Annotated in this window: 16 protein-coding genes and 3 pseudogenes; 12 read left to right on the top strand and 7 right to left on the bottom strand. The window is 70.3% G+C overall.

The features are described 5' to 3' along the window. Window positions 1-186 precede the first annotated feature (186 nt). Genes ACM6LR_RS11555 through ACM6LR_RS11540 form a run of 4 tightly spaced genes read right to left on the bottom strand, consistent with a single transcriptional unit; the run spans window position 187 to window position 3,638 of the window. The gene (locus tag ACM6LR_RS11555; RefSeq protein ID WP_414943718.1) at window positions 187-627 is read right to left on the bottom strand and encodes a hypothetical protein; all 441 of its coding nucleotides are present in this window, start codon (window positions 625-627) and stop codon (window positions 187-189) included. A 10-nt stretch (window positions 628-637) separates the two neighbouring features. Beyond that, window positions 638-1,612, bottom strand: a complete 975-nt coding sequence (locus tag ACM6LR_RS11550) for a methyltransferase (RefSeq protein WP_414943717.1) — start codon at window positions 1,610-1,612, stop codon at window positions 638-640. A gap of 44 nt (window positions 1,613-1,656) precedes the next feature. Further along, window positions 1,657-2,832, bottom strand: coding sequence for a 4-hydroxybenzoate 3-monooxygenase (locus ACM6LR_RS11545; protein WP_414938699.1), 1,176 nt, complete (start codon window positions 2,830-2,832; stop codon window positions 1,657-1,659). A 32-nt stretch (window positions 2,833-2,864) separates the two neighbouring features. Further along, complete coding sequence (locus tag ACM6LR_RS11540) at window positions 2,865-3,638, bottom strand: IclR family transcriptional regulator (protein ID WP_414938700.1); 774 nt, start codon at window positions 3,636-3,638, stop codon at window positions 2,865-2,867. Window positions 3,639-3,722: 84 nt separating this feature from the next. On the opposite strand from ACM6LR_RS11540, the gene ACM6LR_RS11535 reads away from it, so the two are divergent. Continuing rightward, window positions 3,723-4,205 (top strand): FAD-binding protein, encoded by a 483-nt coding sequence (locus ACM6LR_RS11535; protein ID WP_414943803.1) that lies wholly within the window; start codon window positions 3,723-3,725, stop codon window positions 4,203-4,205. Here ACM6LR_RS11535 and ACM6LR_RS11530 read toward each other — a convergent pair. Next, the gene (locus tag ACM6LR_RS11530; RefSeq protein WP_414938701.1) at window positions 4,202-4,552 is read right to left on the bottom strand and encodes a hypothetical protein; all 351 of its coding nucleotides are present in this window, start codon (window positions 4,550-4,552) and stop codon (window positions 4,202-4,204) included. The two genes, ACM6LR_RS11535 and ACM6LR_RS11530, sit on opposite strands and share 4 nt — an antisense overlap. 110 nt (window positions 4,553-4,662) lie before the next feature. On the opposite strand from ACM6LR_RS11530, the gene ACM6LR_RS11525 reads away from it, so the two are divergent. Further along, window positions 4,663-5,838 carry a PLP-dependent aminotransferase family protein gene (locus ACM6LR_RS11525; protein WP_414938702.1) on the top strand — a complete coding sequence of 392 codons (1,176 nt, stop codon included), beginning with the start codon at window positions 4,663-4,665 and terminating at the stop codon, window positions 5,836-5,838. Between the two features lie 17 nt (window positions 5,839-5,855). Here ACM6LR_RS11525 and ACM6LR_RS11520 read toward each other — a convergent pair whose 3' ends face one another. Continuing rightward, the gene (locus tag ACM6LR_RS11520; RefSeq protein ID WP_414943716.1) at window positions 5,856-6,815 is read right to left on the bottom strand and encodes a helix-turn-helix domain-containing protein; all 960 of its coding nucleotides are present in this window, start codon (window positions 6,813-6,815) and stop codon (window positions 5,856-5,858) included. A gap of 99 nt (window positions 6,816-6,914) precedes the next feature. Here ACM6LR_RS11520 and ACM6LR_RS11515 point away from each other — a divergent pair, with 99 nt between their 5' ends. Beyond that, window positions 6,915-7,919, top strand: a complete 1,005-nt coding sequence (locus tag ACM6LR_RS11515; RefSeq protein ID WP_414938704.1) for a saccharopine dehydrogenase family protein — start codon at window positions 6,915-6,917, stop codon at window positions 7,917-7,919. On the opposite strand, the pseudogene ACM6LR_RS11510 reads toward ACM6LR_RS11515, so the two are convergent. Continuing rightward, a pseudogene (locus tag ACM6LR_RS11510) lies at window positions 7,909-8,419 on the bottom strand (D-alanyl-D-alanine carboxypeptidase). The gene ACM6LR_RS11515 and the pseudogene ACM6LR_RS11510 sit on opposite strands and share 11 nt — an antisense overlap. A 58-nt stretch (window positions 8,420-8,477) precedes the next feature. Between ACM6LR_RS11510 and ACM6LR_RS11505 the strand changes: the two are divergent. From ACM6LR_RS11505 to ACM6LR_RS11465, 9 genes and pseudogenes are all read left to right on the top strand, one after another. Beyond that, a pseudogene (locus ACM6LR_RS11505) lies at window positions 8,478-8,606 on the top strand (winged helix-turn-helix domain-containing protein); the annotation flags it as partial. Continuing rightward, window positions 8,603-10,010, top strand: a pseudogene (locus ACM6LR_RS11500) (ATP-binding protein). The pseudogenes ACM6LR_RS11505 and ACM6LR_RS11500, both read left to right, overlap by 4 nt. After that, window positions 10,007-10,492 (top strand): GerMN domain-containing protein, encoded by a 486-nt coding sequence (locus ACM6LR_RS11495; protein ID WP_414938705.1) that lies wholly within the window; start codon window positions 10,007-10,009, stop codon window positions 10,490-10,492. Before ACM6LR_RS11500 ends, ACM6LR_RS11495 begins: the two are co-directional and overlap by 4 nt. Before the next feature lie 96 nt (window positions 10,493-10,588). Beyond that, window positions 10,589-11,338: a 2,3-dihydro-2,3-dihydroxybenzoate dehydrogenase gene (gene dhbA, locus ACM6LR_RS11490; protein WP_414938706.1), complete on the top strand. Its 750-nt coding sequence runs from the start codon at window positions 10,589-10,591 to the stop codon at window positions 11,336-11,338. Window positions 11,339-11,439: 101 nt separating this feature from the next. Next, complete coding sequence (locus tag ACM6LR_RS11485) at window positions 11,440-12,636, top strand: isochorismate synthase (RefSeq protein WP_414938707.1); 1,197 nt, start codon at window positions 11,440-11,442, stop codon at window positions 12,634-12,636. Then, window positions 12,633-14,264 carry a (2,3-dihydroxybenzoyl)adenylate synthase gene (locus ACM6LR_RS11480; RefSeq protein WP_414938708.1) on the top strand — a complete coding sequence of 544 codons (1,632 nt, stop codon included), beginning with the start codon at window positions 12,633-12,635 and terminating at the stop codon, window positions 14,262-14,264. The genes ACM6LR_RS11485 and ACM6LR_RS11480 overlap by 4 nt, the downstream gene beginning before the upstream one ends. Then, window positions 14,261-14,932, top strand: coding sequence for an isochorismatase family protein (locus ACM6LR_RS11475; RefSeq protein WP_414938709.1), 672 nt, complete (start codon window positions 14,261-14,263; stop codon window positions 14,930-14,932). The genes ACM6LR_RS11480 and ACM6LR_RS11475 overlap by 4 nt, the downstream gene beginning before the upstream one ends. Beyond that, entirely contained in the window at window positions 14,932-15,165 is a 234-nt protein-coding gene (locus tag ACM6LR_RS11470; RefSeq protein WP_414938710.1) for a phosphopantetheine-binding protein, read from the top strand. Before ACM6LR_RS11475 ends, ACM6LR_RS11470 begins: the two co-directional genes overlap by 1 nt. Next, window positions 15,162-16,016 carry a siderophore-interacting protein gene (locus tag ACM6LR_RS11465; RefSeq protein ID WP_414938711.1) on the top strand — a complete coding sequence of 285 codons (855 nt, stop codon included), beginning with the start codon at window positions 15,162-15,164 and terminating at the stop codon, window positions 16,014-16,016. Before ACM6LR_RS11470 ends, ACM6LR_RS11465 begins: the two co-directional genes overlap by 4 nt. Window positions 16,017-16,038: the final 22 nt, after the last annotated feature.

Raw genomic sequence — 16,038 nt, 5'->3', positions numbered from 1 at the left:
CCGTTGCCGCAGAACGGCAACGCCAGGTGCCTGGGTGTTCTGTGCTCGGCGGCATGGTGCTGTCGCGGAATGGTGACGGCCGCGGGTGGCCGCCTGATCAACGCTTGTCGGTCGCTGGGTTCGTCCTTGATGGTTGCTACGAAACGGCAACGTGTGCAGGGCTCGTTCCGGCAGCTGAACAGGAATCTATGACGTGACCTCTCGGACGGTCGCCCGGGTGTTCTTCGGCTTGCCGAGTTCGTTGCCGCAGAACGGCAACATCAGACGCCTGGCAGTCGCGCGCTCGGCGGCACGGCGTTGCCGCGAAATGGTGACAACCACGGCTGTCGCTCGACCATGCTGCCGCATGCTGATCCGCCTGGGCCCGTTGCCGCAGAACGGCAACGTGTGTGCGGGGCTCGTTTCGGCAGCTGAACAGACTTCTATGACGTGATCACTCGGACGGTCGCCAATGATCTCCGGCTTGCCGAGTCCGTCGCCGCAGAGCGGCAACACCCGGAACCTGACTGTCCTGCACTCGGCGGCAAGCCGTTGCCACGAAATGGCGACAGCCGGGGCTGTCACCTGACCAAACTGCCGCATGCCGATCCGCTCAGGTTCGCCGCAGAACGGCGACATCCTGCTCAAGCCGCAAGTGCTAGCCCACTTCCCGAGCGACCCGGAACTCCACCGCCGTCCGTTCCTCCGAAACCAGCCGTGAGCCCTGCAGGGTCAGTCCGCATTCGGCCCCCAGTTTCGCCAGTTCGTCGATCGTCCGTTCGCGGCCGGCGTAGCACATCAGCATGAACAGGTCGGTCGCTGTGTCGGCGCCGCGTTCCCGGACCAGTTCGATCACCACGACGGTGCCGTTCGGTGTGGCGGCGCGGCGGCAGGCGGTCAGGATTTCGCGGGCGTGTGCGTCGTCCCAGTCGTGCAGGATGTCGGACAGGAGGTAGGCATCGGAGCCTGCGGGCAGCGGGTCGAAGAAGCTGCCGGTGAAGGTGCCCGCGCGGTCGCCGAGGCCTGCTTCGGCGAATCTGGCTGTGGCGGCGGCTGTCGCGGGGGCCAGGTCCAGGACCTGGCCGCGGACCGCGGGGTTCGCCCGCAGGATCGCCTCGAGGATGGTGCCATCGCCGCCGCCGACGTCGACGATGTCCTGAAAACGGCTCCAGTCGAACCGTTCGGCGACTTGCGGGGCCTCTCGTTCGATGCGCCAGGTCATCAGGTGGTCGAACGAACGCCGCAGCGCCGGGTCGGCTTCGACGTCGGACCAGAAGTCGCGCCCGTAGCGTTCGGTGTAGGCGGGCTTTCCGGTGGTGATCGTGCCGAGCAGGTCCACGAAAGCGAGTTCCGCGCGCCCGCCGGCGGCGTTGATGTCGAGCAGGGGCCCGACGTCGCGGATCTGGGCGCCGAGGCTCGTCGGGCTGTAACGACCGGTTTCCGTGTCGAGGGCGAAGACGCCGACCAAGACCAGATGGTCGAGCAGGCATTTCAACGGGCCGGTGGAGGTCCCGGTTTCGGAAGCGAGGTGCTCGGCCGTTCCCTCGCGCTCGGCCAGGCCGAGGGTCGCTGCCACGCGGATGGCCATGGGGGTGGCCAGACCTGCCAGGTCCAGAATCGAGGATTCGTCCATCGTCCGAGGCTAGCCAGGCGCCCTCGAAATCCGGACCAGACGAGTCAAAAACCGATGGGCAGCCCCGCGTAGTTCTCCGCCAGCCCCGCCCGGCCCGCCTCGCTCCGCGCCAGCCAGCGTAACTGCGAAAGCTGCAACTGCCGGTCGAACGGATCACCCGATTGGTGCAGCATCGTCGTCATCCACCACGAGAAATGCGTACACCGCCAAACCCGGCGCAGTGCGTCGTCGGAGTAGGCGTCGGCGAGCGCGGAGTTCTTGTCCCGCACCAAAGCGGCCAGCGCGGGGGCGAGGAGGGCGACGTCGGCCACGGCGAGGTTGAGGCCTTTGGCGCCGGTCGGCGGCACGATATGGGCGGCGTCACCGGCGAGGAAAAGGCGGCCGTGCCGCATCGGTTGCTGTACAAAACTGCGCATGGGCAGCACGCTTTTGTCGATGATCGGCCCGGGGGTGAGCGTCCAGCCGTTCTGACCGTGGCCGAGCCGGGCCGCGAGCGCCTCCCAGATCCGCTCGTCGGACCACGTGCCGATATCGGTGCCGTTGGGCACCTGGAGATACAGCCTGCTGACGGTGGCCGAACGCATCGAATGCATGGCGAAACCGTCGGGATGCCAGGCGTAGATGAGCTCGTCGGTCGACGGGGCGACGTCGGCGAGGACGCCGAGCCACGAGTACGGGTAGGTGCGCTCCCAAGTCTGCTTCGCGGCGTCGGGAATCGCGGTGCGGCAGGGCCCGAAGGAACCGTCGCAGCCGACGACGACGTCGGCGTCCAGCCGCTGAGGTGTGCCGTCCAGGGCAGTGAAGGTGACGTAGGGCTTGTCGGTCTCGATGTCGTGTACGGCAGTGTCGCTGACTTCGTAGTGGATCTGCTGCCCCGCAGCCGCTCGCGCCTTGCCGAGGTCCTTGGTCACCTCGGTCTGGCCGTACACGGTGACGCTTCGCCCGACCAGATCGACGAAATCGAGATGGTGCCGTTCCTCCGGCCACTGCAGGTAGATGCCGCGATGCTCGTCACCCTCGCGGTCGAGCCGGTCGGCGAGCCCGACCCCGCGCAGGAGGTCCACTGTGGACTGTTCGAGGATGCCCGCCCGGATCCGCGCCTCGACGTACTCGCGCGAGCGGGTCTCCACGATCACCGATTCGACGCCCGCCAGATCGAGTAGCTGCGACAAGAGCATTCCGGCGGGGCCGGCGCCGACGATGGCGACTGGGGTTCGCATGACCGGAGTCTGGTCGCGAGGCAGGCGAACTCCTAGCGTTTGCTTTCACTCAGTGAAACTCGCAGGCTTCGGCCGATTCCGGCGGCCGCCACCTGCAGTGCGGAGACCAGCCGTGCCCTGCCGCGGCTCAGATCCGGGACGACCAGGCCGAGTGCCGCCACGACGTTCCCGGTGGCGGACGGCCGGATCGGGACGGCGACCGAGCAGGCGCCTCGGCTCATCTCCTCGACGGTCTGCGCGTAACCCTCCCGGCGGACGCGCCGCAACTGCTCGCGCAGCCGTCCGGGCTGCGTGATGGTGTACGGCGTGACGCGGGTCAGCGAGGCGAGCACCTGCCGCTGGACATCCTCCGGAGCCCACGCCAGCAGGACCTTCCCGACCCCGGTGGCGTGCAGCGGCAGCCGCCCGCCGATCCGGCTGACCACCGGCACCGACGCGTTCCCGGAAAGCCGGTCGAGGTAGAGCACCTGGCCACCGTCGCGCTCGCCGAGGTGCACGGTCGCCCCGGTCGCGCCGTAGAGATCCTGCAGGAAGGGGGCCGCGACCTGCCGCAGTTCGAACTGGACGGGGGCGAGCAGGCCGAGATCCCAAAGCAGCCTGCCGACGGCGTAGCGATCCTCGCGTCGCTCCAGCGCGCCCAGTCCCACGAGTTCGCGGGCGAGCCGGTGCGCGGTGGGCAGCGGCAGGTCCGCGCGGTTCGCGAGTGCGGTCAGCGGCAGCTCCCGGTGGTCGACGTCGAAGGCGCCGAGCAGCGCGAACGCCCGCGACGTGACGCTGGCGCCCGGCGTGGAAAGATTCCCGGACATCCGGGCATTCTCTCACTGAGTGGAATCAGGGGCAGCGAGACAAGGCCGGCGACGAGCTAGTCTGGGCAGGGTGCGCGAGACGAACTGGGCGGGAAATCAGACCTTCACCGCGGAACGGATACTTCGCCCTCGCACGGTCGAACAGGTTCAGGAGGCGTCGCCGAAGCGACCGCCGTCAAGGCACTCGGCAGCAGGCACTGCTTCAACGACATCGCGGACTGTCCGGGCGGCGTCCAGCTCGACCTGACCGCGCTCGACGCCGAGGCCGTACTCGACGCGGAGTCCGCGACGTTCTCGGTGCCGGCGGCGGCCCGTTATGGCGACGTCGCCGTCCAGGTGCACGCGGCCGGGTTCGCGCTGGCCAACCTCGCTTCGCTGCCGCATTGCACGGTGGCGGGCACCGTCGCGACGGCGACCCACGGCTCCGGATGGCGCAACCAGAGTCTCGCGTCGGCCGTGTCCGGTCTGGAACTGGTCACCGCGGACGGGGCGCTGGCCACCGAACTGGACCCGGACGGCAAGTTCCGGAGCCCGTTCGTCCGGCGGCTCGTGTTCGGGGAGCGCTAGTCCGATTGCGACCAAGCGGCGACAGGCAGTGAGAGGTACACGCCGACATCGTCGATCCCGGTCGCGGACTCGATACTCGTGCGCAGCAGGTCCACCCGCTCCTGGCGATTGCCCGCCCGGCTCGGGAACCATTTGGACTTGACCTCGATCAGCAAATCGAGCCCGAAACGGTCGAAGGGGCCCGGCTGGCGGAAGCGCAGCTCGACGTCGCCCGGCTGCAGATCGCCGTCGTAGGGCTCCTCGGGACACTCCACCGCGACGGACACGAGGTGCGGCAGAACCGAGCCCAGTTCGCGCAGCTTGGCTTCGGAAAGGCGGGGCGCATAAGTGATTTCCACGATCGGCACAAGACCGAGCCTATGGCAGGCGTCGACTGATATCCTGACGGCGGTTGCTTGCGCACGGGACGATCCCCGGTGGCCGCACACTGAGCCGCACGTTCTCCCGAGGAGCTTCCATGTCTCTTCCCCTCGCCCGTCGTATGGACGGCGTCACCAGTTCCCCCGTGCGCGACCTGCTCGCGCTCACCGCCCGCCCGGGCGTGATCTCCTTCGCCGGCGGCATGCCCGCGCCGGAACTGTTCGATGTGGACGGTCTCCGCACCGCCTTCGATCGCGCGCTCGCCGAGGAGCCCGCCCGCCGCGCGCTGCAGTACTCGCCCACCGAAGGGAATCCGCGTCTGCGGGAACTGCTCGCGGCGCGGCTGACGGGTCGCGCCCTGGCGACCACTGTGGACGATCTGCTCGTGACCACCGGTTCCCAGCAGGGCCTGCAGTTGCTGAGCACCGCGTTGCTCGATCCCGGCGCCACCGTGCTGGTGGAAGAACCGGTGTACCTGTCCGCACTGCAGTGCTTCCAACTCGCCGAGGCACGGATCGTGCCCGTTCCCGGCGACTCGGAAGGGATCGACCCGGCCGTGCTGGACGAGATCGCGGCCAGGGAACGGCCTTCGCTGCTGTACGTCGTTCCGACGTTCTCGAATCCGTCCGGTCGCACGGTCGGTCCCGCGCGACGCCGCGCGCTCGCGGAAGTGATCGCGCGCCACGGGTTCTGGCTCGTCGAGGACGATCCGTACCACGAACTGCGGTATCGCGGTGAACGCGAAGAACCGATGTCGGCCCGGCCGGAACTCGCCGAGCGCGCGATCTACCTCGGCAGCTTCTCGAAGGTGATCGCCCCGGGCATGCGGCTGGGCTGGCTCCGGGCGCCGAGGGAGCTCCTGCGCCGGGTCGCGATCCTCAAGCAGGCGAGCGATCTGCACACCTCGACCATCGACCAGGCCGCGGCGGCCGAGTACCTGGCCACCGCGGATCTCGACGCGCATGTGCGGAGGCTGTGCGAGACCTATCGTGTGCGCCGCGACGTCATGCTGGCCGAACTACCCGCGATCACCCCGTCCGGAACGACCTGGACCGATCCGGACGGCGGGATGTTCGTCTGGGTCATCCTTCCCAGCGGCACGGACACCGACCTGCTGCTTCCCGAGGCGCTGCGCCACGACGTCGCCTTCGTGCCCGGCTCGGCGTTCCAGGTGGGGGAGCCGGACCGGTCGGCGTTGCGGCTCTCGTTCGCCACGCACGCGCCCGAGACGATCGCGGAAGGACTTCGGCGGCTGGGCAAGGCCTTGAGCTAGTCGGTCCGCGGACCTGGTCACGGCGCGGCTCCGCCAGTCGTCCGAGCACGGAAGGTGCGGCGGTAGCTGTCCGGCGGCACTCCGACGGTCCGGTTGAAATGCCGTCGCAGTGTCGTGGCGGTGCCCATCCCGGTGGCCTCCGCGATGAGGTCGACGCTGTCGTCGGTCCGCTCCAGTAGTTCCTGCGCGCGACGGATGCGCTGGTTCAGCAGCCAGCGCAACGGCGTCGTCCCGGTCGCCGACCGGAAATGCCGGGCGAGGTTGCGCGAACTCATGTTGGCGTGCCGGGCGAGATCTTCCACGGTGAGCGGCCGGTCCAGCCGTTCGGTCGCCCAGGGGAGCAGGCCGCCGAGCGGATGCTCGTCCTGTTCGGGCATCGGGGCGGTGACGAACTGGGCCTGCCCGCCCGCGCGGTGCGGTGGCACGACCAGCCTGCGCGCGACGGTGTTCGCGACCGCCGAGCCGTGGTCGGAGCGGACCAGATGCAGGCACAGGTCCATCGCGGCGGCTTTGCCCGCCGAGGTGAGGACACTGCCGTTGTCGACGTAGAGGACGTCCGGATCGACCTCCACCAGGGGATGGCGGGCGGCGAGCACGTCGGTGTGCGCCCAGTGCGTCGTCGCGCGGCTGCCGTCGAGGAGACCGGCGGCCGCCAGTACGAAAGCGCCAGTGCACAGGGACGCCACCCGTGCGCCCGCCTCGTGGGCGGCGCGTACGGCGTCGACGAGGTCGGCGGGCGGAGCGACGTCGACGTCGGCCCAGCCGGGAACGATGACGGTGTCGGCGCGCGCGAGATGGCCGAGATCGTGGTCCGGTTCGAGGAGGAACCGGCCGACCTTCACCGCGGCCGGACCGCAGACGGTGAGTTCGTACCAGGAGCCGGTGAATCCCGGCAGGCTCGAGCCGAAGACCTCGTTGGCGATGGCCAGCTCGAACTGCAGCATCCCGTCCGTGGCGGCGAGGGCGACCGTACTCATGTCCGAAAGTGTACGCATGATGGCGTTCCGGACACTGTCGTCGGCCGGTTCCCGTCGGCAGAGTGGTCCACAGTGGATCGGTCGAGGGCAGGAGAAATCATGGGTACGGGGTTCAGTGTCGCGGTATTCGGGGCCTACGGGCACACCGGCCGGTTCGTGGTGGCGGAGTTGCGTGAGCGGGGCTTCGGTGTCGTGGCGGTCGGTCGTGACGAGGCCAAACTGCGTGGTCTGTCCCGGCCCGATCTCGAGATCCGCCGAGCTTCGGTCGACGACCCGGCCTCGCTCGACCGTGCCTTCGCGGACGCGGACGCGGTGATCAACGCCGCCGGGCCGTTCGCCGACACCGCCGCCCCGGTGGTCGAAGCGGCGCTGCGGGCGGGCATCCCGTACCTGGACGTGGCCGCGGAGATCGAAGCGAACATCGACACCTTCGCGCAGTTCGGCGACCGTGCCGCGGGAGCGACCGTGATCCCGGCGATGGCGTTCTTCGGCGGCCTCGGCGACCTTCTGGTCACCGCCGCGATGGGCGACTGGACGGCGGCCGACGAAGCGCACATCGCCTACGGGCTGAGCAGCTGGCACCCGACGGACGGGACCCGAGCGGCGGGCAAGGTCTCGCGGGAGCGGCGGAACGGGAAGCGGATCCGGTTTTCCGGCGGCCGGATCGAACATCGCGAAGACGCGCTGCCGGCACTGGACTGGGACTTTCCCGCGCCGTTCGGGACTAGGGCGGTGCTCGGCGAGTTCACGATGGCCGACGTCGTCACCGTCCCGAGTCACCTCGCCATCCCCGAAGTGACCACGTACATGACGGTGAACGCGGCCAGTGAGGTGGTGACGCCCGAGACGCCGGCGCCTCCCGCGGACGGCCCGTCCTCACAGACGTTCGTGGTCGACGTCGTGGTGCGTTCCGGTGGGGAGGAACGGCGGATCGTCGCTCAGGGGCGGGACATCTACGCGATCACGGCGCCGTTGGTGGTGGAGGCCGTCCAACGGGTGCTCGACGGGCGGACCAAGGCGACCGGGGTCGTCTCGGCGGGGAAGATCTTCGACGCGGCCGACTTCCTGGCGGCGCTGGCTCCCCACGTCACCGTCACCGGGTGACCCCCATCCGCCAGCCGGGGTGCGGCAGCCGCGCGGGCGGAATCCCGGGCCAGTACTCGAAATGCCACCATTCGTTGTCGTACGTCCGGTAAAGCGCGAAGCGGGCGCCGTGGTCCTCCAGCCACTGCGCGCCTTCGCGGCCGGACGTCCAGCGCGATACCCCGGACGTGCGCCGAGTCCTTCGCTGGCAGGACCCGCTTGCGCGCCGCCTCCGTCTTGGCGACCTCGTCGACGTACAGGCGATGCTGCTCGGCGGCGTCGCGGTGCCCCGAGGTGAGGCCGAGCAGCGTGCGGTGCCGCCAGAACGCCTCGGTCCTGGCGGCGGTGAACGCGTCGAGGGTGCCGCCGGTGAGCCCGGCGAGGTCTTCGGCGGGGAAACGCAGCGACAGCGCCCATCCGCAGGCGAGCCGCCGGGCGTGGCCGGGGGACCGCAGCCACGCCGGGATCAGCAGCATCGTCGCGAGGACGCGGGTGACCACGGCGAGAACGATTTCCTTCATGTCGTCCACCGTCGATGCCGCTTGTCAGAAGCCGATCGCGGCCACGTGCGCGGACGCCTATTTCGGTGACTCCCGGGTCGTCGACGCCTGCGTTCAGCGGCTGCGGGCGAAGATCGAGGACGACTCGTCCGCCCCGGTGTACGTGCAGACGGTCCGGGGGTTCGGGTACCGGTTCGGGCCACTGTGAAGCTCTGGGGTCTGCGCACCCGTCTCCTGGTGGCGTTCAGCCTGCTGGTCGTGATCACCGCGGCGACGGTCGCCGGTGGCACCTTATGTCCTGTCCCGCACCTTGATCCTCCAGCAGACGCAGGACGCCACCGCCCGCGTCCTCGTCGACAAGGCCACCGCCCTGTATCCGCTCGGCACGCTGCCGCCGGGCGACGGGACGCTGGGCCGGATCAGCGGCGAACTGGCGGACCGTGACCTGAGTTCCCTGGTCCTCTACGCGGACAGGGCGGTCGGGAACAAGCAGATGCGAGCGCTGATCTCGCCGGAACTCCGGGCGCAGGTCCAGTCGGGAACCGTCGCCTGGCAACGGGTCGTCTCCGAGGGGACGCCGATGCTGGTGGTGGGTACCGGGTTCACCGTCGCCCTCCCGGACGGGAAGCGGCAGGACTCGGGCATCGAGGCCTACGTCGCCCGCTTGCTGGTTTCCGAGGAACAGAGCATCGGAGAACTCGCCACCCGCGCCTGGATGATCGGCGGGGTGGCCCTCGTGTTCGCCGTCGGGCTGGCGCTGCTGCCCGCGCGCGGGGTGTTACGGCCGGTGCGGGAACTGGGCGCCGCGGCGCACCGGCTGGGGGAGGGTGACCTGCGTGCGCGGATCAGCGTCCGCGGTTCGGACGAACTGGCCGGAGTGGCGCGCACGTTCAACGAGACGGCCGAGGCCTTGGAACGGCACGTCGGTGAGCTGGAACGGATGGAGTCCGACGCGCGCCGGTTCGTCGCCGACGTCTCCCACGAACTGCGCACTCCGCTGGCCGCGATGACCGCGGTCGCGGACGTGCTGGAGCAGGAGGCGGCGCGCCTGCCGGGGGACGTCGGCCGTGCGGCGCGGCTGAGTATCGAGGAGACGCACCACCTGACCCGGCTGGTGAACGACCTCATCGAGGTGTCCCGGTTCGACGCCGGAGCGACCACCCTGATGCCGGAGGAGGTCGACGTCGCGGAGGTGATCACGGCGAGCCTGCGCGTTCGAGGCTGGTCCGCCGAGGTGGAGAAGGACCTGCCTGCCGGGATCTTCGCCGGGCTAAAACCGAGGCGGCTGGACGTCATCGTGGCGAATCTGGTCGGGAACGCGGTGCGGCACGGGGAAAAGCCCGTTTCGCTCCGGCTCTCCGAAGCGGGGGAGTGGATCACGCTGGAGGTCTCGGACCGCGGCCCCGGCCTGGCGCCCGAGGTGCTGCCGCACGTGTTCGACCGGTTCTACAAGGCGGACTCGGCACGGGCGCGGTCCGGCGGAAGTGGGCTGGGGCTCGCGATCGCCTGGGAGAACGCCCGTCTGCATGGCGGGACCCTGGTCGCCGCGAATGGCACGGACGGCGGTGCGGTGTTCACCCTGCGCCTGCCCCGGCGGGTGGTGACGGCGTGAGGCGGGACTGGCTCGCGCTGCCCCTGGTCGCGCTGGCGGTGGCCGGCTGCGGTGTCCGGCCCAGTGGCGTGATCCCCGGTGGGCCCGCTCCGGTTGGCCCGTCCAGCGACGCCCCCGGGCAGCCCGATCACGGGACGGTGCTCTACTTCCTGTCCGGTGGGGAGCTGGTGCGGGTTCAACGTCGGCTGGACGAGGAACTGCCCCCGGCACGCACGATCGAACTGCTCGCCGCGGGACCGGACGAGACCGAACGGGAACGGCGCTACACCAGCGAGGTCCCGCTCGGGACCAGGGTTCTCGACCAGGCGGCGGGGCCGGACGAGGCCACGGTGACCCTGTCGGCCGAGGTCGCCGGGCTGTCGACGGGGGCCGTCGACCAGATCGCGTGCACCGTCAGGGACTCCCTCGGCGGTACCGCGGTGATCACTTTGCGGAGCGGGGAAACCGACCGCGGCCCGCTGTCCTGCCCTGTGCCTCGTTAGAAGTGTCCCTAATCACCGGTGTCGGTCCCTCGCTTTGTCCGGATCCGCCAGCTAGCTTAGGCAAGGCTAACTAGTGGGACGTGGGGTGGTTGTGGCGTGGAAGGGATCGAGGGCAAGGTCGCGCTCGTGACCGGAGGCGCGCGCGGGATCGGAGCGGCCGTCGTGGACGGGCTCGCCGAGGCGGGCGCGATCGTGGCGGCGGTGGACCTGACGGACGGGCCTTCCCTGGACGGGGTGACCTCGTTCGTCGCGGACGTGGGGGATCCCGCGGCCGTGGCGCGGGTGGTCGACGAGGTCGAAAGCGGACTCGGGCCGATCGGGATCGGGGCGTCCGTCGCGGGCGTGCTGAAGCCGGGTTCCGTCTGCGAGACGAGCGACGAGGACTGGGCGGCGACCTTCGCCGTCAACTCCACCGGCGTCTTCACCGTGCTCCGTGAGATCTCCCGCCGGATGCTGCCGCGCCGGAGTGGTGTGCTGGTGACGGTCGGGTCGAACGCCGCGGGTGTCCCGAGGACCGGGATGGCCGCCTATGCCGCTTCGAAGGCCGCGGCGACGATGCTGACCCGCTGTCTCGGTCTCGAACTGGCGGGCTCCGGCATCCGCTGCAACATCGTCTCGCCCGGTTCGACCGACACCGATATGCAACGTCTACTGTGGACGGACGAAAACGGCGCGGACCGTGTCATCGCGGGAAATCCGGAGCAATACCGGGTCGGCATACCGCTGGGCAGGATCGCCGAGCCCGCCGATATCGCCGACGCCGTGTTGTTTCTGGCTTCCGATCGCGCGCGGCATATCACCATGCAAAACCTCTATGTCGACGGGGGTGCCACGCTCCGCGCGTGATCTCGATGCGGCAACGAAGACTTTTCGCGGTGGTCTGATTAGGTTAGGCTAACCGAAGATTGTCCGCCTGATCAGTAGTATTTGCGAAAGGGAATCCTGTCGTGTCCTCATCCGCACCGGCCCGGCCAAGGCCGGTCCACCAGGCGGCCGATCTGCTGGCGGCGTACCTGCCTGGATCGTTCTACTACTCGTCGGCTCGAGGATCACTGCTCGCCGACGGCGTGTACTCCCCGGTGCACGCGGCGCCTGGGCGGCGGGCCCGCGCCGCCGCCGAAGTCCTCGACGCCGCCCTCGTGGCCGGAGTGACCGACCCCGTGGTGGCCGGGGCGATCGGGTTCCGCCCCGACGCCCCGAGCAGCCTGGTGGTACCCGCCGTGGTGCGCCGCGCGGGCGCGCCGGGAGCAGGCAGGCCGGTGGCCCCGCTCGGTGGCGGGAGCTGGTCCGTGTCGCCCCGGCCGGCGCCCGAGGTCTACACCACTGCCGTCGCCAAGGCGCTGGACGAGATCCGCGACGGCGACCTGCGCAAGATCGTGCTGGCCCGCTGCCTCGACGTCACCGGTGGCGACCCCATCGCCGTGCCGCGGCTGCTGGCCCGCCTCGTCCACGCAGACCCGGCGGCCCACGCCTTCGCCGTCGACGTCAGCGCGCCGGGGGATCCCGCGCCGCGCACGCTCATCGGCGCGAGCCCGGAACTGCTGGTCTCCCGTCGCGGGCGGACCGTGACGGCCAACCCGCTGGCCGGATCGCGGCCGCGGGTCGCCGACGAAGCCGAGAACGCCCGCCGGATCGGTGACCTGCTGGCGTCCGGAAAGGACCGTGCCGAACACGCCCACGTCGCCGCGCAGGTGGCCGAGGTGCTGGGCCGGTTCTGTGTGGACCTCGACGTTCCCGCCGAGCCCGAGGTGATCGGCACTCCCACGATGTGGCACCTCTCGACCCGGATCACCGGACGGCTCTCCGACGCGGGTGACGCCGGTTCGTCCGCGCTCGCGCTGGCCGAAGCACTGCATCCGACGCCCGCCGTCTGCGGCGTCCCGACCGGACTCGCCCGCGACACCATCGCCGCGCTGGAACCCGAGGATCGCGGCTACTACGCGGGTCTCGTCGGCTGGACCGATCAGGACGGTGACGGCGAATGGGTCGTCACCATCCGCTGCGCGGAGGTCCGTGACCGGACCGTTCGGCTGTTCGCGGGCGCGGGAGTGGTGGCGGGTTCCGACCCGGAGGCCGAACTCGCCGAGACCGGCGCGAAGTTCGGCACCATGCTGCGGGCGCTCGGCCTGGAGGGAGTCGCGTGAACCCGGACCAGGTGCCCTGGCCGCCCGAAACCGCCGCGCGTTACCGGGCTTCGGGACACTGGCGGGGACAGACCTTCGGCGCGCTGCTGACCAGCCTCGCCGAGGCCTACGCCGAACGTCTCGCCGTGATCGGCGAGACCGCTCGCTGGACCTTCGCCGAACTCGACGAGCGGGCACACCGTCTCGCCGCCGGGTTCGCCGGAGCCGGAATCCAGGCGGGTGACCGGGTCGTGGTGCAACTGCCGAACGTGCCGGAGTTCGCGTCCGTCGTCTTCGGACTCTGGCGAGTGGGCGCGCTGCCCGTGTTCGCGTTGCCCGCGCACCGGGCCAGCGAACTGCGGCACTTCGCCGAACAGAGCGAGGCCGCGGCGATCCTGACCGTCGGTGAGCACGAACGGTTCGACCACGCGGCCATGGCGCGTACGGTCGCGGCCGGAATCCCGTCGGTGCGGGAGGTCTTCGTCGTCGGCACGGAGGAGTTCGCCGCGCTCGAGGCGACGAAGCCGCGCGCACTGCCCGATCCGGATCCCGCCGGCGTCGCGTTCCTCCAGTTGTCCGGCGGCAGCACCGGGCTGCCCAAACTGATCCCGCGCACGCACGACGACTACCTCTACAGTGTCCGCGAAAGCGCCCGGATCTGTGGCCTGCGCCCGGAAAGCGTGTACCTGGCCGCGTTGCCGGCCGCGCACAACTTCCCGCTCAGCTCACCCGGCGTACTCGGGGCGCTGCACGCGGGCGCGGCCACGGTGTTCGCGCCGCGTCCGGACGCCGACACCGCGTTCCGGCTGATCGAGGCCGAGGGCGTGACGATCACCGGGCTCGTGCCACCGCTGGCCGCCGCGTGGGCACAGGCGGCCGCGAGGACCACCCGCGATCTGTCCACTTTGGACGTCCTGCTGGTCGGCGGCGCCAAATGCGCCCGCGAACTGGCCGAGAAGATCGGACCCGCGCTGGGCTGCCGCCTGCAGCAGGTGTTCGGCATGGCCGAGGGCCTGGTCTGCTACACCCGGCTCGACGATCCGGACGAGTACGTCCTCGCCACGCAGGGGCGGCCGATCTCGCCGGATGACGAGATCCGGGTCGTGAACCCGGACGATCCACTGTCCACTTCGGACGACATGGTCGCGCCGGGCGAGATCGGCGCGCTGCTGACCCGCGGCCCGTACACGATCCGCGGCTATTACCGGGCCGTCGAGCACAACAAGACAGCGTTCACCGAAGACGGCTTCTACCGCACCGGCGACCTGGTGCGGCAACATCCGTCCGGGCACCTCGAAGTGGTCGGGCGGGCCAAGGAACAGATCAACCGCGGCGGCGAAAAGGTGGCCGCGGAAGAGGTCGAGAACCACCTGATGGCCCACCCCGGCGTGCTCGACGCCGCCGTCGTCGCGGTGCCGGACCCGTACCTCGGCGAGCGCACCTGCGCCTACGTCGTCGCGGTGCCCGATCCGGAGGTGGCCGAACCGGTCGCGGCGGAGCTGCGCCGGTTCGTGCGCGAGCGCGGGGTGGCGGCGTTCAAGGTGCCCGATCTGGTCCAGGTGGTGCCGGAGTTCCCGGTGACCGGCGTCGGCAAGACCAGCAAGCGCGAGCTGCGGGCGGCACTGGCCGCCCTCGCGAAGGAGGGATGAAAGTCGTGTCACTGCCCGAGATCCGGCCCTATCCGCTGCCGACGGAGGCCGAGTTGCCCGCCGGACGGGTCGACTGGAAACCCGACTCCGCCCGCGCCGCGCTGCTGGTGCACGACGCGCAGCGGTACTTCCTCGCGCCGTACGAAGGATCGCCGGTCCCGGAGATGGTCGCGAACATCGCCGCGCTCGCCGGAGCCGCCCGCGCGGTGGGGGTTCCGGTGTTCTACACCGCGCAGCCCGGACGCCAGGCCGCCGAGGACCGCGGTCTGCTCACCGAGTTCTGGGGTGACGGCATCGGCGCGGTCATCGACGACGACCCGAGTGCCGCCGACGTCGTCGACGAACTCGCCCCACAGCCAGGCGACACCGTACTGACGAAGTGGCGCTACAGCGCGTTCCAGCGCAGCACGTTCACCGAACAGCTCGCCGAGGCCGGCCGCGATCAGCTGCTGATCACCGGCGTCTACGCGCACATCGGCTGCCAGGCCACCGCCGTCGAGGCGTTCATGCGCGACGTCCAGCCGTTCCTGGTCGGAGACGCCGTCGCGGACTTCTCCCGCGAACGCCACGACCAGGCCTGCGAATACGTCGCCCAGCGCTGCGGCGCCCTGACCACCACCGCCGCCGCGCTCACCGCGCTGGCCCCGATCCACGCCGGAGCACAGTGATGAGCCTCTCCACCGAGAAGATCCACGCCGACGTCGCCGAACTGCTCGGCTGCGACGTGGCCGAGCTGAAGCCGGAAACCGACCTCACCGACCTCGGGCTCGACTCGATGCGGATCATGGGCCTGGTCGAGCAGTGGCGTGCCGACGGGGCGGACACCCTCGAATTCGCCGACCTCGCCGAGCAGCCGAATCTCGGCCACTGGACGAAGCTCCTCACCGGGAACGCCGCGTGAGCCGCGCCGACCATCGCCACCGCCACCTCGAACGCATCGCCGAGGTCCGCGGCGGCCGGCACGCGGAGAAGGTGCCGTACCCGATCCGCGTGCGGACGGCCGAAGTCGTGCGCACCGCGAGGATCGGCTCCGGACTGCTCCGCGTCACCCTCGGCGGGCCCGGAACGGCCGGGTTCGAGGCACATTCGCCCGACGAACACGTGAAGCTGATGTTCCCGGAACTCGACGCCGAGCCGAAGCTGCCGGTGCAGGACGGTGACATGCTGCGCTGGCCGAAGCCGTCGCCGACGTCGCGGGAGTACACGGTCCGCCGGTACGACCCGGCCACCGGCGAACTCGATCTCGACGTCGCGCTGCACGACGGCGGACTCGGGTCCGGATGGGCGGAGAAGGTGACTCCTGGAACCCCGGTGCACGTCGCCGGCCCGCCCGGCGGGCTGATCGTGCCGCATACCTACGACCGCTACCTGCTTGTCGGTGACCTCACCGCGCTGCCCGCGATCGCGCGCTGGCTCGAAGAACTGCCTCGCACCGCCACGGGCTGGGCGTTCATCGAGGTGACCGACGCGAGCGAAGAGATCGAGCTGTCCGCGCCCGAAGACGTCGAGGTGCATTGGCTGCACCGCGGCGACGTCGCGCCGGGTGCCTCCGACGTGCTCGCCCGCGCGGTGCGGACGATCGAAGTCCCCGCCGGTGAACGGCTCTACGCCTGGGTCGCCGGGGAGGCCGGGCAGATCAAACCGCTGCGCCGCTGGCTCAAGAACGACCTCGGACTCGGCAAAGACGACCACGACGTGACCGGCTATTGGAAGCGCGGCGTCGCGGACTTCGACGACGAGCACGACCACTGATCCCCACCAAGAAAACCGAGGA

This window comes from Amycolatopsis sp. cmx-11-32, assembly GCF_047608695.1.
In the GTDB taxonomy this organism is placed as follows: Bacteria; Actinomycetota; Actinomycetes; order Mycobacteriales; family Pseudonocardiaceae; genus Amycolatopsis.
This window is presented reverse-complemented; position numbering and strand designations above follow the sequence as displayed.

Excerpts from the sequence above, each read along its gene's own strand:
- ACM6LR_RS11475 (WP_414938709.1), top strand. The coding sequence starts at position 14,261 with ATGAAAGTCGTGTCACTGCCCGAGATCCGGCCCTATCCGCTGCCGACG.
- ACM6LR_RS11470 (WP_414938710.1), top strand. The coding sequence starts at position 14,932 with ATGAGCCTCTCCACCGAGAAGATCCACGCCGACGTCGCCGAACTGCTC.
- ACM6LR_RS11525 (WP_414938702.1), top strand. The coding sequence starts at position 4,663 with ATGTCTCTTCCCCTCGCCCGTCGTATGGACGGCGTCACCAGTTCCCCC.
- ACM6LR_RS11545 (WP_414938699.1), bottom strand. The coding sequence starts at position 2,832 with ATGCGAACCCCAGTCGCCATCGTCGGCGCCGGCCCCGCCGGAATGCTC.
- ACM6LR_RS11550 (WP_414943717.1), bottom strand. The coding sequence starts at position 1,612 with ATGGACGAATCCTCGATTCTGGACCTGGCAGGTCTGGCCACCCCCATG.
- ACM6LR_RS11520 (WP_414943716.1), bottom strand. The coding sequence starts at position 6,815 with ATGAGTACGGTCGCCCTCGCCGCCACGGACGGGATGCTGCAGTTCGAG.
- ACM6LR_RS11540 (WP_414938700.1), bottom strand. The coding sequence starts at position 3,638 with ATGTCCGGGAATCTTTCCACGCCGGGCGCCAGCGTCACGTCGCGGGCG.
- ACM6LR_RS11515 (WP_414938704.1), top strand. The coding sequence starts at position 6,915 with ATGGGTACGGGGTTCAGTGTCGCGGTATTCGGGGCCTACGGGCACACC.